Annotated in this window: 16 protein-coding genes and 1 riboswitch; of the genes, 8 read left to right on the top strand and 8 right to left on the bottom strand. The window is 72.1% G+C overall.

The genetic code is table 11. The features are described from left to right. Nucleotides 1–72: 72 nt before the first annotated feature. Nucleotides 73–1,071, bottom strand: a complete 999-nt coding sequence (locus ACFYZE_RS14675; RefSeq protein ID WP_388992752.1) for an LPXTG cell wall anchor domain-containing protein — start codon at nt 1,069–1,071, stop codon at nt 73–75. Between the two features lie 211 nt (nt 1,072–1,282). On the opposite strand from ACFYZE_RS14675, the gene ACFYZE_RS14670 reads away from it, so the two are divergent. Further along, nucleotides 1,283–2,395 (top strand): hypothetical protein, encoded by a 1,113-nt coding sequence (locus ACFYZE_RS14670; RefSeq protein WP_388992749.1) that lies wholly within the window; start codon nt 1,283–1,285, stop codon nt 2,393–2,395. Nucleotides 2,396–3,048: 653 nt separating this feature from the next. Here the strand turns inward: ACFYZE_RS14670 and ACFYZE_RS14665 are convergent. Further along, nucleotides 3,049–3,375: a chorismate mutase gene (locus ACFYZE_RS14665; protein WP_388992747.1), complete on the bottom strand. Its 327-nt coding sequence runs from the start codon at nt 3,373–3,375 to the stop codon at nt 3,049–3,051. A 343-nt stretch (nt 3,376–3,718) separates the two neighbouring features. Between ACFYZE_RS14665 and guaA the strand changes: the two genes are divergently transcribed. Further along, nucleotides 3,719–5,299 (top strand): glutamine-hydrolyzing GMP synthase, encoded by a 1,581-nt coding sequence (guaA, locus tag ACFYZE_RS14660; RefSeq protein ID WP_388992744.1) that lies wholly within the window; start codon nt 3,719–3,721, stop codon nt 5,297–5,299. A gap of 9 nt (nt 5,300–5,308) precedes the next feature. On the opposite strand, the gene ACFYZE_RS14655 is transcribed toward guaA, so the two are convergent. Beyond that, nucleotides 5,309–5,782, bottom strand: a complete 474-nt coding sequence (locus tag ACFYZE_RS14655) for a pyridoxamine 5'-phosphate oxidase family protein (RefSeq protein WP_388993448.1) — start codon at nt 5,780–5,782, stop codon at nt 5,309–5,311. Between the two features lie 361 nt (nt 5,783–6,143). Between ACFYZE_RS14655 and ACFYZE_RS14650 the strand changes: the two genes are divergently transcribed. The 3 genes from ACFYZE_RS14650 (at nt 6,144) to ACFYZE_RS14640 (ending at nt 9,410) form a co-directional block, all read left to right on the top strand. Then, the gene (locus tag ACFYZE_RS14650) at nt 6,144–6,938 is read left to right on the top strand and encodes a class II aldolase/adducin family protein (protein WP_388992741.1); all 795 of its coding nucleotides are present in this window, start codon (nt 6,144–6,146) and stop codon (nt 6,936–6,938) included. A 394-nt stretch (nt 6,939–7,332) separates the two neighbouring features. Beyond that, a complete protein-coding gene (locus ACFYZE_RS14645) occupies nt 7,333–8,622 on the top strand; it encodes a hypothetical protein (RefSeq protein WP_388992738.1) in 1,290 nt (429 codons plus the stop codon). 257 nt (nt 8,623–8,879) lie between these two features. Further along, a complete protein-coding gene (locus ACFYZE_RS14640) occupies nt 8,880–9,410 on the top strand; it encodes a TQO small subunit DoxD (RefSeq protein WP_388992736.1) in 531 nt (176 codons plus the stop codon). Here ACFYZE_RS14640 and ACFYZE_RS14635 read toward each other — a convergent pair. Both ACFYZE_RS14635 and ACFYZE_RS14630 read right to left on the bottom strand, forming a co-directional pair. Further along, on the bottom strand, nt 9,401–9,664 hold the full coding sequence (locus ACFYZE_RS14635; protein WP_388992733.1) for a hypothetical protein: 264 nt from the start codon (nt 9,662–9,664) through the stop codon (nt 9,401–9,403). The two genes, ACFYZE_RS14640 and ACFYZE_RS14635, sit on opposite strands and share 10 nt — an antisense overlap. Further along, nucleotides 9,651–11,297 carry a PspC domain-containing protein gene (locus ACFYZE_RS14630; protein ID WP_388992731.1) on the bottom strand — a complete coding sequence of 549 codons (1,647 nt, stop codon included), beginning with the start codon at nt 11,295–11,297 and terminating at the stop codon, nt 9,651–9,653. Before ACFYZE_RS14630 ends, ACFYZE_RS14635 begins: the two co-directional genes overlap by 14 nt. 178 nt (nt 11,298–11,475) lie before the next feature. Between ACFYZE_RS14630 and ACFYZE_RS14625 the strand changes: the two genes are divergently transcribed. Both ACFYZE_RS14625 and ACFYZE_RS14620 read left to right on the top strand, forming a co-directional pair. Further along, a complete protein-coding gene (locus ACFYZE_RS14625; RefSeq protein ID WP_388992728.1) occupies nt 11,476–12,774 on the top strand; it encodes a PspC domain-containing protein in 1,299 nt (432 codons plus the stop codon). Further along, nucleotides 12,771–13,478, top strand: a complete 708-nt coding sequence (locus tag ACFYZE_RS14620; RefSeq protein WP_388992725.1) for a LuxR C-terminal-related transcriptional regulator — start codon at nt 12,771–12,773, stop codon at nt 13,476–13,478. The genes ACFYZE_RS14625 and ACFYZE_RS14620 overlap by 4 nt, the downstream gene beginning before the upstream one ends. 208 nt (nt 13,479–13,686) lie before the next feature. Here ACFYZE_RS14620 and ACFYZE_RS14615 read toward each other — a convergent pair whose 3' ends face one another. Beyond that, nucleotides 13,687–14,754, bottom strand: coding sequence for an NlpC/P60 family protein (locus ACFYZE_RS14615; RefSeq protein WP_388992722.1), 1,068 nt, complete (start codon nt 14,752–14,754; stop codon nt 13,687–13,689). Between the two features lie 433 nt (nt 14,755–15,187). Between ACFYZE_RS14615 and ACFYZE_RS14610 the strand changes: the two genes are divergently transcribed. Further along, nucleotides 15,188–15,541: a hypothetical protein gene (locus ACFYZE_RS14610; RefSeq protein ID WP_388992719.1), complete on the top strand. Its 354-nt coding sequence runs from the start codon at nt 15,188–15,190 to the stop codon at nt 15,539–15,541. On the opposite strand, the gene ACFYZE_RS14605 is transcribed toward ACFYZE_RS14610, so the two are convergent. Together ACFYZE_RS14605 and ACFYZE_RS14600 are read right to left on the bottom strand one after the other, a co-directional pair. Beyond that, nucleotides 15,519–16,493 (bottom strand): tellurite resistance/C4-dicarboxylate transporter family protein, encoded by a 975-nt coding sequence (locus tag ACFYZE_RS14605; RefSeq protein WP_388992716.1) that lies wholly within the window; start codon nt 16,491–16,493, stop codon nt 15,519–15,521. The two genes, ACFYZE_RS14610 and ACFYZE_RS14605, sit on opposite strands and share 23 nt — an antisense overlap. Before the next feature lie 171 nt (nt 16,494–16,664). Next, nucleotides 16,665–17,831 (bottom strand): NlpC/P60 family protein, encoded by a 1,167-nt coding sequence (locus ACFYZE_RS14600; protein WP_388992713.1) that lies wholly within the window; start codon nt 17,829–17,831, stop codon nt 16,665–16,667. Nucleotides 17,832–17,838: 7 nt separating this feature from the next. Further along, nucleotides 17,839–18,008, bottom strand: a riboswitch (cyclic di-AMP (ydaO/yuaA leader). Between the last annotated feature and the right edge of the window lie 152 nt (nt 18,009–18,160).

Here is an 18,160-nt window from a genome sequence, read left to right as displayed (position 1 = left end):
GGACCTGGGCCCCCCTCCGAGCCCAGGTCCTTCTCCGTGCTTCAGGGCGTGGTCCGCCCACGCCCGCGGCGGTTACGCGGCGGCGTGGCCCCCGGCCTTGCGGCGCCGCACCGCGAAGACGACGCCACCACCGGCGACGACGGCGACACCGCCGACGAGCGCGATGGTCGGCAGCGCGGAGGAGGAACCGGTGGAGGCGAGGGTGCCGGTCACCTCGTGGGTGTTGCTCTGGTTCGGCTTACCGGTGGGAACCGGGACCTTGCCGCCCTCCTGGGGCTTGGTGCCGTCGGTGTCCGAACCGGCCTTGACGATCTCGATGACGTACCCGGCCTGGCCGGCGCCGATGCAGTTCTCCTGCTCGTCGAAGTACACGCCGCCGCCGATGGTCAGACCGGAGCCGACCGGAGCGTTCGCCTTCACGTTCAGGCGAAGCTGGTAGTTCAGCGTCTGGCCCCCGGCAACGTCGTTGAGGTCGAGGAACCCGGCGGAGTAGCCGCCGTCCTCGATGTCCACCCAGGAGCCGTCGACCTTCGCCTGGAGCCGGACCTGGCTGGCCTTGAACGCGTTCTCGGCGCTCTCGTCGTTCGGTCCGACACCCGCGTAGAAGATGACGTCCTTGACGCTGTCGCTCGTCGGGTTGCTGACCTTGAGCGTGAACGGGTGCCAGCCGCTGCCGACCGCGATCTTGCCGGGCAGGCCGATGAGTGAAGCGCTCAGCTTCGACTTGTAGTGGGAGTCCTGTTCAGTGCAGTCGCCGGCGGGCTCGGTGGGCTCGTCGCTCGGCTCGGAGGACTGGCTCGGCGGGGTCGCCGGAGTGGACTGCGAGGCGGAGGAGGAGGCGGACGAGGACGCCGACTGGCTCGCGGACGCGGACGTGGAGGCGGAAGCGCTCGAGGACGCCGACTGGCTCGCGGACGTGGACGCGCCGGCGGACGACGTGCCGGAGGGGGAAACGGTGGCCGACGGAGACGACGTGCCGTCCGATGCGAACGCGGCCGGTGCCGACAGCAGCGCGAGCGGGGCTATGGCAGCCGTCGCCGCCGCGGCGGCCAGGGCACGGCGAAGCTTCATGAAGACCTCGAAAGAGTCTGGGGCGCCGCTACCACACGACGCATCTGGGTGGAGCCGCCGCGTGGCGGCGCGGATGTGGCCCGTGATTCGTAGGTGTGACCTGTGGGCCTTGTGAATGGTTGCGCTCCCACTCACAGAATTCTTATGTGTGCTGGGTCACATGTTTGTGCGCCTTGTGAAGCGCCTTTCACTGCACGTGGAACTGACCACCGTGTCTGATCAACACCGCGACGAACCCTCCGTCCCCGACGACGTCTGGGAGCGGTTCGCCCGCGACACCGAGCGGGACATCCGTGCCTCCGCACCGAAGGAGCCGTCCGCGCGGGCGCGCATGGTGACCGCGCGGCTGCGGGAGCAGGAGGCGCGCGGGGTGCGGCCCGAGAGCTGGCGTGCCGCTCCCGCGGCGCCGAGCCGTGCGCGCCGCCGCGGGGCGTGGACGGCGCTGGGGCTGGTGCTCGCGGTCGTCATGGCCGTCGTGGCGATGAAGCCTTCGCTGCTACCCGGCCACCCGTTCGGCGCCCGTTCCGGGAAGGACGCGGACACGGCCACCGGACTGCCCGCCGAGACGGCGCCCCCCACCGCGCCGCCCTCCGCCGCGCCCCCGGACACCCCCACCCCGGAACGTCCCTTCGCCGGCTCCCCGGCCGCGGACTGGGCCGACGGGGCCGCCGGCATCGTCCTGCCGAAGGCGGAGCCGGTCGGCGTGTTCTCCCGGCAGCAGGTGGCACACGCCTTGCAGCAGAGCAGGACGTTGCTCGTGGACGCCAACCTCGACCCCGGCACGCTGCGCGGCGAGCGGCCCGCGGCCGCGCTCGCCGTGGTGGACCCGCTCCAGCCGGACATGCTCGACCGCCTGAACGCCTCGCTGCGCGCGCCGGACGAGAAGCACGACCCGCTGTCGCTGTTCAGCCGCTTCGACCCGAAGGAGGTCCGGCTCGTCGGTGACGTGGTCAAGACACGCGGCCGCATGAGCTTCGCGGAAGCCGACCACGGGTCCGTGGTCGTGCACGCCGACTACACCTTCGTCTATCCGCTGGCGCGGCCGGGGACCAAGGAGGTGGCCCGCACCATCGTCCGCCGCGTCCTGGAGCTGGAACTGCCCAACCCCGCGCGCTTCCGGGTCACCGCCGGCAAGCTCACCGTGCTGCGCGACGACGAGGACGCCGGCAACTCCGCCTGCGACGTCCACGACGGCTACCTGCACCCGGAGTTCCCCTCGCAGCAGCCCACGGGCACGCCGCCCAGCGGTCCCAGCTTCGACCCGTACGACCGCAGCGAGGACCTGGACCGCCGGCAGAGCTGTGGGACGGTCACCCGTACCTGAGAAGAAGCAGGGCACGGGACGGCGAAAGGCCCCGCGGCGGGGGGACCCCGGCTCGGCGTGGCCGAGGGCTCGGGGAATCCGCGGGGCCCTTCTCCGTCAGCACCGACGTCAGGGCAGCGCCGGTGCCCGGGGAGCGGCGCCGGGGGGGGGGGGGGGGGGTTGCGCCGCTTGCCTGCGTGACCGCCGGTGGTGCGCTCCGGCGCGCGCGAGGAGCGCGCGTGGTATCGACCATTGGCAGTCGGCGGGAGGAGCGATGCTGTTGTCTGCCAGGAACCGTGTGGGGGCCGTCGGCTCCCTGTTCCTCGCATCGTGCTGGATGGGTCACGGCCTCCGCAACCGTTTCGACCACCTCTGAACAGATTCCGCCGGTCGGCTCCGGGCGTCCCCGGAGCCGACCGTTTACTGGGTGACCGGGCTGCTGTCCCCTGCCGTCCGGTCACATCCCTGGAGCGAGGTCCCACGACGCACGGCACGATCCGTACGTCTCATCGCTCCAGCGGAGCCACGCGTGGTTCTTTCGGGCCCGCCCCTGGCTGGCACGGACGCCCGGCTCAACGAAGCCGCCGCGGGCCCGGTCACGCGCCGTACGGGTGAGGGGGTATGCGCACGTACGTCCGCGGAACGCGGATCCGGGTCCGGGGTCGGGACCGGCCTCAGATCCGGCCCCGGCACAGCTCGAGGAGGGTCATGGCGAGGGCCGTGCCGGGCTTGCCCAGTGCATCCCGGTAGTGGCCGAGGACCTCCATCTCGCGGGAGAGGTTCACGCGCCGGCCGCCGGAGGCGATGCGGGCCTCCTGGATGACGGCGGAGACGGCCATCCGTTCCTGGATGAGACCGATGATGCGGTCGTCGAGCGAGTCGACGCGTTCTCGGGCGTCGCTGATCAGGCTCGCGGCGTCGTCGGTGCGGGCGCCGGTCTTCTCGGTGGCTTCGACGGCTGGGGTGGCTGCAGTGGCTGGGGTGGCTGCGGTGGCGGTCATGCGGGGGCTCCTCGTGGACGGGGGTGCCCTGAAGCGACAGGACCCGGGAAACGCCAGGCGCCCCGGACCTTGTCGGCCCGGGGCGCCTGGGAAGTCGCTTGTCAGTAGCTCAAGCAGCACGACCATGGCAGCCGGCGGGCCGGTTGCCATAGGTAAAGACGAAGATCGTCGGGTGCGTGAGCATGGGGCCAGTATGCCGTGGGGGAGGAATGTGTCCAAGGCGGCCCGCATGGTGAGACGCGGCTCACCGGTGGCTGCCCCGGCAGGAGCCGGGACGGCACCCACGGCCACCTCGGTAGAATCGGGTGGCACAAGGACCCGCCCAACCGCCGGAAGGCACCCCGTGTCATCAGCGACCCCCGCTGCCGCCGCCCCCGACACCGTCCTGGTCGTCGACTTCGGCGCGCAGTACGCCCAGCTCATCGCCCGTCGCGTCCGCGAGGCCCGGGTCTACAGCGAGATCGTGCCGAGCACCATGCCGGTGAAGGACATGCTCGCCAAGAACCCGGCGGCGATCATCCTCTCCGGCGGCCCCTCGTCGGTGTACGAGGAGGGCGCCCCCCGTCTCGACCGCGAGATCTTCGAGTCCGGCGTGCCCGTCTTCGGCATGTGCTACGGCTTCCAGCTGATGGCGCAGACTCTCGGCGGCACCGTGGACAACACCGGAGCGCGCGAGTACGGCCGTACGGCCCTCGCCGTCTCCAAGCCGTCGTCCACCCTCTTCGAGGGCACCCCGGCCGAGCAGTCCGTCTGGATGTCCCACGGCGACGCCTGCTCCGCCGCCCCCGAGGGCTTCACCGTGACGGCCTCCACGGACGTCGTCCCGGTCGCCGCCTTCGAGAACGACGAGAAGAAGCTGTACGGCGTCCAGTACCACCCGGAGGTCATGCACTCCACGCACGGCCAGCAGGTGCTGGAGCACTTCCTCTACCGCGGCGCCGGCCTGAAGCCCACCTGGACCACCGGCAACGTGATCGAGGAACAGGTCGAGGCGATCCGCGAGCAGGTCGGCGACAAGCGCGCGATCTGCGGCCTGTCCGGCGGTGTCGACTCCGCCGTCGCCGCCGCCCTCGTCCAGAAGGCCATCGGCTCCCAGCTGACCTGCGTGTACGTCGACCACGGCCTGATGCGCAAGGGCGAGACCGAGCAGGTGGAGAAGGACTTCGTCGCGGCCACCGGCGTTCAGCTGAAGGTCGTCGACGCGGAGGAGCGTTTCCTCACCGCGCTCAAGGGCGTCTCCGACCCCGAGGAGAAGCGGAAGATCATCGGCCGCGAGTTCATCCGGGTCTTCGAGCAGGCCCAGGCGGAGATCATCGCGGACGAGGGTCCCGCGGTCGAGTTCCTCGTACAGGGCACGCTGTACCCCGACGTGGTCGAGTCCGGTGGCGGCACCGGCACCGCCAACATCAAGTCGCACCACAACGTCGGCGGCCTCCCCGAGGACCTCGAGTTCAAGCTGATCGAGCCGCTGCGCAAGCTCTTCAAGGACGAGGTCCGCATGGTCGGCCAGGAGCTCGGCCTGCCGGAGGAGATCGTCCAGCGCCAGCCGTTCCCCGGCCCCGGCCTCGGTATCCGTATCGTCGGCGAGGTCACCAAGGAGCGCCTGGACCTGCTGCGCGAGGCCGACGCGATCGCCCGCGAGGAGCTGACGGCGGCCGGCCTCGACCGTGAGATCTGGCAGTGCCCGGTGGTCCTGCTCGCGGACGTCCGCAGCGTCGGCGTCCAGGGCGACGGCCGCACCTACGGCCACCCGATCGTGTTGCGCCCGGTCTCCTCCGAGGACGCCATGACCGCCGACTGGTCCCGGCTCCCGTACGACGTCCTGGCGAAGATCTCCACCCGGATCACCAACGAGGTCCGCGACGTCAACCGTGTGGTCCTGGACGTCACGTCCAAGCCGCCGGGCACCATCGAGTGGGAGTGAGCCCGCAGGTCACGTCCGTTTGAGAGTGCGCACCGGCTCTCCGGGCCTCCAGACCTGGACGACGAGGTAGGTGTCGTCCTCGACGCAGGTCCTGACGACCTCCGTCAGCTCGGTGCGGAAGAGGTGGAACGGCTCCGGCGGTTCCACCTCTTTCACGTACGCGCCCTTGGCGCTGTCGTCCTCGACCTCCACGGCCCGCCCGCTGATCCGCACATCACCGCCGCCCATCCCGGTGCCCGGCCCCGGGTTCGCCTGGAGCGCGAAACGGGGGTCGCGGCGCAGGTCGAGTGCTTTGAGCGATTTGGGCATCATGCCGAGCCACAGCTCGCCGTTCAGGAAGCGGACCTCAAGACCGGTGGTGCGGGGCGAGCCGTCTCGGCGCAGCGTCGCCAGGACGTGGTGGGTGAAGGATCCGAAGCGTTCCTCGACGGTCCGGGCGAGGGCCGGTTCCGCCTCGGCGAAAGCCGCCCAGTTCGCTGACATGCTCGTTGCCATACGGCGAGTCTGGCGCGGATACCCGACATCCTCTGTCCGGTATGGGATTCGCCGGCCTCCGTATCGGATCCGCGGGGCTCGGGGATCGGATCCGTCGGCCTCCGTATCGGATCCGCGGGGCTCGGGGATCCGATACGTCGGCCTCCGGTATCGGATTCGCGGGGCTCGGGGATCGGATGCGCCTCGTTGAAGACCGAACGCATCTGGCTCGGGGATCGGGTGCGCCCGGCTCTGGTCGACTCCGCGTCCCGGGACCACCTGCGCCGCATCTTTACCAACCAGCGCTGTCATCCTCGCCTGACCGGCGGTACCTTCCGGCCCGTTGACGAAGTCAAGTGCCGGAGGACCCATGCACGGCCCCACTCCGCCCCCGCCCCTGCCCACCGACCAGCTGCGGTTCGCCATGCCGCCGATGTACGAGTCGGTCGAGGACGAGCGACGGCACCGCAAGGAACGGCTGGCGGGGGCCCTGCGGATCTTCGGGCGGCTCGGTTTCGAGGACGGGGTGTCCGGACACATCACCGCACGCGACCCGGAGTTCACGGACTGCTTCTGGGTCAACCCCTTCGGAATGTCGTTCCGGCACGTCACCGTGAGCGACCTGGTGCTCGCCAACCAGGACGGGCAGGTGATCGACGGCCGCTACCACGTGAACCAGGCCGCCTTCACCGTGCACGCGCAGGTCCACGCCGCCCGTCCCGATGTCGTCGCCGTCGCCCACTGCCACTCGGTGCACGGACGGGCCCTCGCCGCACTCGGCGATCTGCTGGACCCCATCACCCAGGAATCCTGCGCCTTCTACGAGGACCACGCCGTGTACGACGCCTACACCGGCGTCGCCGTCGACACCGAGGAGGGCCGCCGGATCGCAGCCGCGCTCGGCAGCCGCAAGGCGCTCGTCCTGCGCAACCACGGGTTGCTGACCGTCGGCGACTCGGTGGACTCGGCGGCCTGGTGGTTCCTGTCGATGGAACGCTCCTGCCAGGTGCAGCTGACCGCGAAGGCCGCGGGACGCCCCGTCCTCATCGACCACCGACAGGCGGTGGCCACCCGGGAGCAGCTCGGCGGTGACCTGGTGGCCTGGATCAACTACCAGCCGCTGTGGCAGGACATCACCCGCAGCGAACCGGATCTGCTCGGCTGACCCGGCCGGCGCCGCAACGCTCGGAGACCGCACGGCACGACCGCCTTCGTGGCCGCGAACTCCTCGTCCGTGAGCACGCCCCCTCGCGGTGCAGTTCACCCGACTCCCGCAGCCGGCGCAGCAGGACGTCACGGAGGTCGGCCGACGGCGGCACGCGGTGGCGGGTCACGGGCGCTCCGCAGGGCCGACGGCCCGACGAGGTCAACCGCGGGTTCGCGCTTTCACCCGCCCTGACCGGACCTGACGGACGCGGCAGGTGTTCCGTACGGCACAATTCGCTGTCGTCACACGGCAGTTGTACGGCGGGGCCGGGTGGCTCCGGTGAGCGTACGTCCGGCCCGATCGGCGGCCGGGCGCGGTGTGGTGTTCGGGCGCTGGGAAGGCGGCAGCGGGCGTGGCGGTGCAGGAGGCGAGGCAGGGCGACCGGCGCGGGAGCGGTCCGGGTGCGCACGGGGGTGGCTGCACCTGCGGGGACTGCCCGCACGGCGCACGCGAGGGGCACCGGCGCGCGGTCGCCGAGTTCCTGGCGAAGCGGGAGGAGTTCGCGTCCGGGCGGGGGCTGCCCGCGGCGGTCGCGCACTCCGCGTCCGCGTCCCGCCAGTGGGTGTCCGACGAGCTGACCCAGTCCGCCGCGGTCGTCGCCGAGCGCGGTCGCGCGGATGCCGAGGCATGGCTGGGCCGGCTGTGGAGGCGCACGGCGATCGCGGTGTGGGGTGCCGTCGGTGCCCTGCTGCTGGCGCAGGCGCTCACCGCGATCGGCGCCGGGTGGACCGTGGCGCGCACGGCCGGGCTGGTCACGGCGGTGCTGGTGGGAGCGGCCCTGACCGCCGCCGGGTATCTGCACCGGGCGCGCGGCGGGGTGTTCGCGCCCGTCATCGGGGAGGACAACCGGCTGTCGACCTCCCGTGCGGTGGCGGCGGGCTGGGTGTTGTTCGTCCTGTACGCGGTGCTGGTGCTGGTCGTTGAGCTGACGGCGGCCTCGGCCGAGGGACGGCGTGACGAGCTGATCGCCGGGCTCGGTCTCGCGCGCGGCGTGGGTGTGGTGACCGTGGTCGCCGTGGCATGCGGGATCGCGGTGCTGGTGCGGCGGGTGGTGGGGCTGCGGGTGCTCGGCCAGCGGCTGCAGAAGGTGCGCGCCGACCGGCCGCGGGCGGCGGACCTGCTCACGGACGACTCGGGGCGGGGCAGCTTCCCGGACACGCAGTACGTGATCGTCAGCGCGGTCGCCCTGGTCTTCGCGGTGGTACGGCTGGCCCGCCGCCCCGACCAACTGCCCGATCTGCCGTGGGGGCTCGCGCTGCTGGTCCTGGTCTCGGCGGCCACCTACCTCGCCGGGAAGTACGCGGAAGGCGGACGTCCGGTGATCCTCTCGGTGGTCCGGGCGCGGGAGGCCGGGGACCTGGACGCGCCGATCCGCACGGGCGACGACATCGAGATCCGCGGCGCCGGTTTCGTACCGCCCGGCGCCCAGAAGGCGGACCGGCTGTCCCGGATGGTGGTCCGCATCGGCGCCGTGCACGTCCATGTCCCGCTGGTCCCGGTCACCGGCGGCTTCAGCAACCCGACGGACACCCTGCTGACGGTGCCGGTGCCGGCGGATGTGGAACCGGGCAGGGTCGAGGTGCAGGTGGTGACGGCTGCCGGGGTGGAGACCAACCGGGTGGCCATCGACGTGACGGAGTGACCAGGCACGGGCTGGGCGAACAGGCTCCGGAGTCTCATGACCGCCGGGCGCGGTGCCCCGTTCGGCCCAGCCGGGGCACCTCCGGGTCCGCCCTGCCGAGCGGGGGGCGTCCTCCCGTCGGTCCGGGGCCGATGCGGGACTCCCCGGCCAAGGAGCGGAAAAAGTGTGTGCGCAGCGGTTGAGCGGTTGCCCCCTTTCGTACGTATGGTCTGTTGAGGGGTCAGGGCTGGGCACTGCGGGCGAGAGGCGGCGGCACGATGGTTCATGGCATTCGCACGGACTCCCACACCTCCTACGTCGACGAGGGCAGCACCTGGCGGGACACCGCCGTGCGGTACGCACTGCTTCCGCTGCGCGTCTTCCTCGGCATCACCTTCATCTACGCGGGCCTGGACAAGCTCACCAACAGCGCGTTCCTGCATGCCTCCGGCACCGGGTCCATCGGCGAGCTGATGCACTCCGTGCGCGGCTCGTCGGCGATCCCGGCCATGGTCGACCTGGCGTTGAAGCACCCCGTCGGCTTCGGCTACGCCATCGCCTTCGGTGAAATCGCCGTCGGAATCGGCACGCTCCTCGGCCTGCTGGGCCGCCTCGCCGCGCTCGGTGGCGCGCTGATCTCGCTGAGTCTGTGGCTGACCGTCAGCTGGGCCTCGACCCCCTACTACTACGGCAACGACCTCGCCTATCTGATGGCCTGGGTCCCCCTGGTCCTCGCCGGCACCCCGGTCCTGTCCCTCGACGCCGCCCTGCGCGCCCGACGACGGCAGCGCACGGCCGGCTACCGCTGAGCCGGCGGCACCGCGGCCGCCCTCGCCTCCTCCGGGTCGGCCCGCCGGCCGGCGCGGGGCGCCCGGTGCCTGCGTATCGCGCGGGCCAGCAGGCCGGTCACGGCCGCGAGACAGAGACCGCCGATCACGATCGGGATGATCGCGAACCACGGTGTCTCCCACGCCCCGCCGGCATCACCCACGTAAGCGACGCCCGCGCCGGCCAGGAAGAGCCCGGCCACGAGCCGACCCGGCTGGAATTCATGACGCAGCACGATCCACCTCCACCTGGCCCATGCCGACCTCGAGGTCGAGGCGGAGCGTGGCCGCATTCTTCGTCCCCGCCGCGGGGGTGAGCGTCACCTGCCGGTGCTTGCCCGGCTCCACATCCACGTCCTTGTCGGTCTCGCCCGGCAACCGGATGTCGCCGACACCCGTGTCGATGTTCAGCTCCACCGTGGCCTCCCGGGGGACCACCACCTTCAGCAGGCCCACGCCCACCTGGGCCCGGGTCGTCACGGTCTGGTTCCCGGCGAGCCCGAGACGGCTGAGGTCCAGAGTGCCGACGCCGGTGCCCAGGTCGTACTTCTCCCGCACGGCGGCCGCCGAGGCCGGCGTCCAGGTGGCATGCCTCCACTGGGTGCCGATGTCCTTCGGCAGGGCCGCCGAGGCGGCGAGCAGGGCCGCCGTGAGCACCGCGAGGAAGACCGAGCCCGCCCCCGTACGGCCCAGGAACGAGCTGACCGCGATGCCCACGCCGAACACCACCAGCGCGCAGGCCAGGCCCGTCTGCAGACTCGTGCCGAGCGCCTGGTCGTCCCAGGTCAGACGGGTGCCGAGGCCACCCGCGAGCAGGGCGAGGAGAAACACCCAGCCGCCTGTCCAGCGAGGACCCCGCGCTCTGGGCAGCGGCTCGGTGCGTATGCGCTCGGCGGACGACGAACCGCGGGCGATGGCGACCGCCGCCGCGATGTCTCGGCCGGCGGTGTCGCTCGGGCCCCACAGATAGCCCGTGCCGCCCACGTGGGTGCCGTCCTTGACGATGGGGTCGCGCCACCAGGAGGGGTAGGAGGCGGGGACGGGCGGTGCCGTGGCCTCCGGCGGGGCATCGGCCACCGCCTGCGCGGTGAGCGGGTCGGCGTCGGGAGCGCCGCGCTGCCGCGACCAGTACGCCGCGCCGGCGAGGAGCAGGGACAGGACGGCGGCGAAGGTCAGCACGCTGCCGTTCCTGAGCATCGACAGGAAGATTCCGCAGCCCACCAGGGCGAAGAGCACCGCGGCCAGGGCCTGACCGTCGACGCGGCCGGTCAGCAGCTTGCGGATCTCGTTCTCCTCCTCGTTCTCGTAGGGCACGAGGAGCCAGACGAAGCCGTAGAAGATGAGACCGAGTCCGCCCGCCGCCGAGAGCACCGCCAGCACGATCCGGAAGATCACCGGATCCATGTCGCACTGCCGGGCCAGGCCCGAACAGACCCCGGCCAGCATCTTGTGCCGCCGGTCACGCCGGAACCGGCCGGGCTCCTCGGCCGTCGCCGCGTCGTCGGGCGTGGCGATTCCGCCGCGTCCGGGCACGTTCTTGCCGGCGCCGGCCCGCTCGCGCGCCGCCCCACCCGCGCGGGCGCCCGGCTCCCGGTGTCCGGCCGCGTCCTGGCCCATGCCGGCGTCCTCGCCTCCGTTCTCGCGCACGGCCGCATCCTGCCCTACGTCCGTGCCCGCCTGCGCACGCGGCACCTCGTCCGCAGCGGCCGCGGCAGGGCCGGACGCGGGCACGGCGTGCTGCGGGGCGGCATCCGGCGCGCCGTCCCCCGGCGACCGGCCGCCCCGCTCCCCGCCGGGGCCGCGCCCCGCGGTGGAGGCGTGCCCCGCACCAGGCCCGTGCCCCGCTGCCGCGTGCTGCTGATCCGTCATGCGTCCATGGTCGCCGCCGCGAGCGCCGGACGGCAGTCGGGACGACCCTGGCCCAACCCTGAAATCTGCCCTGACAGGCCGCCGGGGGAAGTGTTCGATCACCCGGAACCGAAGATCAGGGGTGTCTAAGGGGCCGACCCTGATGCCCGGCCGGTCCTGCCGTGTGACCATCGATGGCATGCCGGACGCCGCAACGCTGCCCCTCGCCGATCCGCGGCCGCCGCGCAAGCTCTACCGCAGCAGCGACGGACGCTGGCTCGGGGGCGTGGCGCGGGGGCTCGCCGGGCATCTCGGGTTGCCCGTGATCTGGGTGCGCCTCGTCTTCGTCGGCCTGTTCCTGGCACACGGCTTCGGCGCGCTGCTGTACGCCGCGTTCTGGTTCTTCGTCCCGCTCGGGGTCGGCGGTGTCGACGACCGGCGCTCCCCGTCCCCGTCCCTCGTCGGCACCGAGACCTCACCCCACGGCCGCCGCAGACTGGTCGCCCGCAAACCCGACCGGGGGCAGATCGTCGCTCTGCTCCTGATGGTCGTCGTCGCGCTGACCTTCGTGGGCAGCATGAAGCTCGACGGCGTCGCCAAGGTCTACCTCATACCGGCCGTTCTCGTCGCCGCGGGCGTCGCCCTGGTCTGGCGCCAGGCGGACAACGCGCGACGGGCCCGCTGGATGGAGGTCGGCAGCCGCCGCCGCACACTCACCCTGTTGCGTGCCGCGGCCGGTGTCCTGCTGGTCACCGCGGGTGTCTCCGGCATGTTCGTACTGCAGGGATCCGCCGCCCACCTCGGCTCGGTCCTGCAGGCCGCGCTGGCGGTTCTCGTCGGCATCACGCTGCTCGCCGGACCGTACCTGGTGCGGATCACCCAGGACCTGTCCGAGGAGCGCCTGATGCGCATCCGCGCCCAGGAACGCGCCGAGGTCGCCGCCCACGTCCACGACTCGGTGCTGCACACCCTGACCCTGATCCAGCGCAACGCGGAGAACGCGAACGAGGTGCGCCGCCTCGCCCGCGCCCAGGAGCGCGACCTGCGCGCCTGGCTGTACAAACCGGAGGGCACCGGAAGGGACGAGACCGAGGAGCCGGGCACCCTGGGGGAGGCGGTCCGGCGCAACGCGGCCGAGGTGGAGGACAAGCACGGCGTCCCCATAGAGGTCGTCATCGTCGGCGACTGCCCCCTCGACGAACGGATCGGCGCCCAGATGCAGGCCGCGCGCGAAGCGATGGTGAACGCCGCCAAGTACGGTGGCGAGGGCGGCGCCGTCCAGGTCTACGCCGAGGTCGAGGGCAAGACGGTGTTCGTGTCCGTCCGCGACCGCGGCCCCGGCTTCGACCTCGACGCGATACCCGCCGACCGCATGGGTGTCAGAGAATCGATCATTGGCCGTATGGAGCGCAACGGCGGCACGGCACGGCTGCGCGCGGTGCCGGACGGCGGCACGGAGGTCGAGCTGGAGATGGAGAGGGCGGAGACGACGTCATGAGCGACGCGAACGGGGAGGCCGCGGTGTCCGGCGGAAACGCGGACCGGCGGGTGCGGGTCGTACTCGTCGACGACCACCGTATGTTCCGTACGGGAGTCCAGGCCGAGATCGGGCAGACGGAGCTGACCGGTGTGGAGGTCGTAGGTGAGGCGGCGGATGTCGACCAGGCGGTCGCCGTCATCACCGCCACCCGCCCCGAGGTCGTCCTTCTCGACGTCCACCTGCCGGGTGGCGGCGGGGTGGAAGTGCTGCGCCGCTGCGCCTCGCTCACGGCCGACCCCGAGCAGCCAGTGCGGTTCCTGGCGCTGTCGGTGTCGGACGCCGCCGAGGACGTGATCGGCGTGATCCGCGGTGGCGCCCGCGGCTATGTGACGAAGACGATCACCGGCTCGGACCTCGTCGACTCCATCTTCCGGGTCCAGGAGGGCGACGCCGTCTTCTCCCCGCGCCTGGCCGGCTTCGTCCTGGACGCCTTCGCCTCGACCGACGCGCCGCCCGTCGACGAGGACCTGGACCGCCTCACCCAGCGCGAACGTGAGGTGCTGCGCCTCATCGCCCGCGGTTACGCGTACAAGGAGATCGCCAAGCAGCTGTTCATCTCGGTGAAGACGGTCGAGTCCCATGTCTCGGCGGTCCTGCGCAAACTCCAGCTGTCGAACCGCCACGAGCTGACACGGTGGGCGACGGCACGCCGGCTGGTATGACCGTCCGGCAAGCGCGCCACCAGCGGTATCACGGCGCCAGAAGATCATTGCAGGGCCCAGGCGGCAACCCGTCCGGTGTCTTCACCCGACTGCAGGACCTGCTGAGCGCTGGCGCCCGGCACGAGTGCCGGGCGGTACTCGCCGCACCTGCGCACCGGACGCCCCGTTGACACCCACCGGACTGCTCCGCCGGATGGGCTACGCCCGCTCACACCACTCGCGTGGCCCCCGCGAACGGCATCTCGTCGATCGGTGCCAGACGGACCGGTGCCGACGGGTTCGGGGCGTGGATCATCTGGCCGTGGCCGACGTAGATGCCCACATGGCTGACCCCGGAGTAGAAGAACACCAGGTCACCGGGGAGAAGTTCGGAGCGAGGGACGCGCTGGCCCGCACCGATCTGGGAGTAGGTCGTCCGGGGGAGCGAGATGCCCGCCGAGCGGTACGCGGCCTGCACCAGGCCCGAGCAGTCGAAGGCGTTGGGGCCGGTCGCGCCCCAGACGTAGGGGCTCCCGAGCTTGCCGTACGCGTACGCCACCGCGGCAGCTGCCCGGGCGTCCGGCGCCTCGGCTGTCGCTGTCGCGGCCGGCACGGCGCCCCACGGGTCGCGCCCCGCGGACCGCGACGCCCGCCCCGCGCCCTCGTCCGCCGAGGCCCCTGCCCGCTGTCCCTGCGCGAGCTGGGACAACAGCTGTCGTGCTGCGCCCAGCTTTTCGGTGACCGTCCGCTTCTGCTGCCGTAGCTCAGCCTGCCGGGACGTCAGCGAGGCCAGTTCGACCCGTGCCGCACCGCGCAGCCGTTCGATCTCCCGCAGCTGGTCGCGTACCCGCGTGACGGCCGCCGACTGCCGGCTGTCCACCCGCTCGGTGAACGCGGCGTCGTCCAGGTACTGCCCGGGATCCGAGGAGAGCAGGAGCCGCACCGCGGGGTCGAGGCCCCCCTCGCGGTACTGCGCCGCCGCCGCGGAACCCAGGGCACTGCGCGCGGAGTTGAGCCGGTCCGTGCGGCGGGCCGCCTCGTCCCGCAGGGCGTTCAGCCGTTTCTGCGCCTCCTGCGCCTGCTCCTTGGCGCCGTCGTACTTCTGGGTGGCGGCCTCCGCCTCCTGGTACAGCTTGTCGACCTTGGCCTTGACCTGGGCCGGCGAGAGCGGCGGCTCGGCGTGCCCCGTGCCGTCGAAGCCGGTCGCGGTAGCCGCTCCCGCGAGGGCGATCGTGGCGGCGGTGCGGGCCGTGCCGCCCCCGAGCGAACGCTGTCTGGGCTTGCGGTGCGCTGCCACCTGGACGCCACGTCCTTTCGTACGACCGCCGGGGCCACGGGCGGTGTCACGCGTCCGGCGGCGGTCCGCACAGGGGGAACAGGCCGCCGCCGGACCTTCTCGGCGGTGGTGCCCGACGGCCGCCCCTGGCCCGGGCGGCGATGGGGAGCCGGGCACCTGGGGGAGGACGCTAAACCCGTCCGCGATGCGCTCGTGACCGGATGTACGGAAGTGGCGCGACCGGACTGACGGTGACCGTATGTGACCGTGATCCCGATGCCGGGTCGGCGTCTTCACGCTCTGCGATGACCAATGCGGTGGATTCGGCGCAGGGGGCGGCTGCCGAGTGCTATAGGGCGCATATATGCGGCTGGTCCGGCGGCATGAGCGAGCGGCACCACATCCGCCGGGGCGGTGTCAGCGGGCACGGGCGGGCTGATTAGGCTCCGGCCCCATGGACGTACTCATCCACCTCTTCGTCGGCCTGCACATCGTCGGCATCGGCGCGCTCCTCGGCGGCTTCCTCACCCAGATGAAGGCGATGGGCCAGGGCACGGCACGCTTCGTGCCCGCCATGCTGCACGGCGCGCTGACCATGCTGGTCACAGGGGTGGCGCTGGTCGGCCTCAACCAGGCGGACCACCACCCGGTCGACACGATCAAGATCGGGATCAAGCTGGCCCTGCTGATCGTCATCCTCGGCCTGGTCTATGTGAAGCGGGACGAGGAGACCGTCGAGAAGCCCCTCTTCGGCCTCGTCGGCGCCGCGACCCTGGCGAACATCTTCATCGCCGTGCTCTGGACCTGACGCTGTCCACGGCGGACGCGACGGCTCCCGTGAGGACCAGGAGCCAGGCGGCCACCGCGATCCACAGCAGTACCCGGCCGAGGCCGCGCAGCCACGGCACGCCGACGGAGGACGCGACGGACAGCGCCGCCACCGCCGTCATCCCCATCGGGAACACGGTCGACCAGCGCCGGACGTCGTAGCGGAACCGGGGCCGCACCACCTCGGCCACCGCGAGGACGGCGTAACAGGCCAGGGCGAGGACGAGGAGGGCGACGGTCACACCGCGCAGGACACCGCCGTCGTCGTTGTTCCACAGGTAGAGCCCCTTGCGCGCGGCGCTCATGAGCTGCGATCCGGCCAGCGCCGAGAGGGCGAGCGCGCCGCCCGAGATCCAGTGGTCGCCCGGCCCGGTCACCACCTGCCGAGGGTCGAAGCAACCCAGCCCGATCAGGTAGAACACCAGCCCGAGCCAGAAGAACACCAGCGCCGTGTGGGCGAGCCACGCCACCCCCACGGCCGCCGCGAGCACCGCCCCGAGCGCCGCGATCCCCTCCGTCGCCACACACCCGAGGAACACCGCGCCGGGCATCCGGCGCTCCCAGCCAGGCACGGTCAACGGGATCAGGCAGGCCCAGAGCGCCACGGCCAGTGCGAGCAGCGCCTCGGCGAGCGGCTGCCCGTTCAGTGCGGACACTCCTGAGCCCAGTACGGTGGTCGCCGGCACCATGGTGAGCGCGGCCGGCGAGCCGGCCCTGGCCCGCCACTGCTCCCGGTCCCACAGCAGTTGCAGGGCGATGTCGGCGGCGAGCCCCAGCCAGGCGGCACCCGCCAGAACCAGGGCGAGGCGGGAGAGGATCTGCTGGCCGGTCAGGTGCAGCCCGAACGACAGGATGCCGGTCGCCATGACGGCGGACCCGGTGGCGGGCGGACGCGGCGCCCACCAGGTGCGCAGCGCGGAGGTGCCTGACATGCGCCCGATGCTAGGGACGCGCACACGGGTTGCGTACGGGGCACGCGCGCGACGACGGAAAACAACCCCACGCGCGCGTGCCGGACGCCCCCCCTCGCGCGCATGCCGGGCCCCACGCGCGCGTGCCGGACGGCGAGCGTTCCCAAGCGCACGTGTTCGACGAGCGTGGAGTCAGGCCGGGCGCACCACGCTGTGGATGATCGACGCGCCCCCGTAGTAGACCGACTCCTCGCGGACGTACGCCCCCGGCTTCGGCGCGTGGATCATCATGCCGTTGCCGATGTAGAGGCCGACATGGCTGATGTCGTCGTAGAAGAAGATCAGATCACCGGGTTGCGCGTCGGTGAGCGGGACCGTCGTGCCCACGTTCACCTGGTCGTAGGTGGTGCGCGGCAGTGACACCCCGGCGGCCTTCCAGGCGGCCTGGGTCAGACCCGAGCAGTCGTACGAGCCGGGCCCGGTGGCGCCCCACACATACGGCTTGCCGATCTGGGCGCGGGCGAACGTAAGCGCTTTGGCGGCTGCCGTCGCGTACGAGGCGCCCGTGGAGTCCGCGGCGCCCGTGGAGGAGCCCGGCGAGCCGGTCGTGGCGGTGGGGGACGTGGGGGACGTGGGGGACGACTGTTGCTGTGCCGCCTGCTGCCGCGCCAGCTCCTGCGCCTGCCGCCGCGCCTCCTCCTGCTTCTTCTTCTCCAGCGCGGCGAGCCGTGCCTTCTCCTGCGCGGTCAGCTCGGACAGCAGGTCCCGCGCGGCGGCGAGCTTCCTCTGGACGTCCGCCTTGGCCGACCGGAGCCTCAGCTGCGACTCGGTGAGCGACCGCAGGCTCTCGGTGGCCTCCCGCCGCTTGCTCATCGTCGCGGCCTGCTCGGTGACGTACTCGTCGACCGCTTCCTTCTGACGACTGGTGAGCCGGCTCATCAGCTGGGTCTGGTCGAAGTAGTCCTGCGGCGTGTCGGCCAGGAGGAAAGTGGCCGTGTCGGGGGCCGCCTCCCCGGTGCGGTACTGGGCCGCGGCGAAGGAACCCAGCTGGTCCCGCGCCTCGTTGAGCTTCTGGGTGCGTCTCGCGACGTCGTCCAGGAGCGCGGCGACGCGTCCCCGCTGCCGGTCCGTCTTCTCCTTGGCCGCGTTGTACTGCTCGGTGGCCGACCCGGCGCGGCGGTAGAGGTCGTCGACCTTCTTCTCGACCTCCTCCACGCTCGGCCTGCCGTCGGCGGAGGGCACGGCGTCGGCGGTCTGCGAGAGCAGGGCCACGGAGGTGAGGGCGGCCGTCGCCAGGGCGGGGGTCCGTATGCCGGCGATGCGCGTGCCCGCGGGGCGCGCCTTGCGGTGCGGCGCCATGAAAGGCGTCTCCTTCCGTAGTCCGCCTACCGAGTTAGCTGCCGGGTTCGGGCGGGTGGTTCCGGAAGGTGTGCCCTACGGCCGTGCCGCGCAGGGCGGTTGGCCGATTCACCCCAAGGTCGGTTGGGTCCCCGGCTCCGGTCGCCCATCGGGCACCGGACTCGGCGGAGGCCGCGCGGCCCGGCGACGTTCGCCGGTGGTGGTCGTACGGCCCGCCCGGCACGGTAGCCAACCGGTGTGGCTGCTGTGAAGGTTGATGCGTGATATGCCCGATACGTTTTTGTGACTTTCGTGGTGTGAGCGCTTTCCGGGCGCGCAGGGTGAGCGGC

This window comes from Streptomyces sp. NPDC001796 (assembly GCF_042892355.1).
In the GTDB taxonomy this organism is placed as follows: Bacteria; Actinomycetota; Actinomycetes; order Streptomycetales; family Streptomycetaceae; genus Streptomyces.
This window is presented reverse-complemented; position numbering and strand designations above follow the sequence as displayed.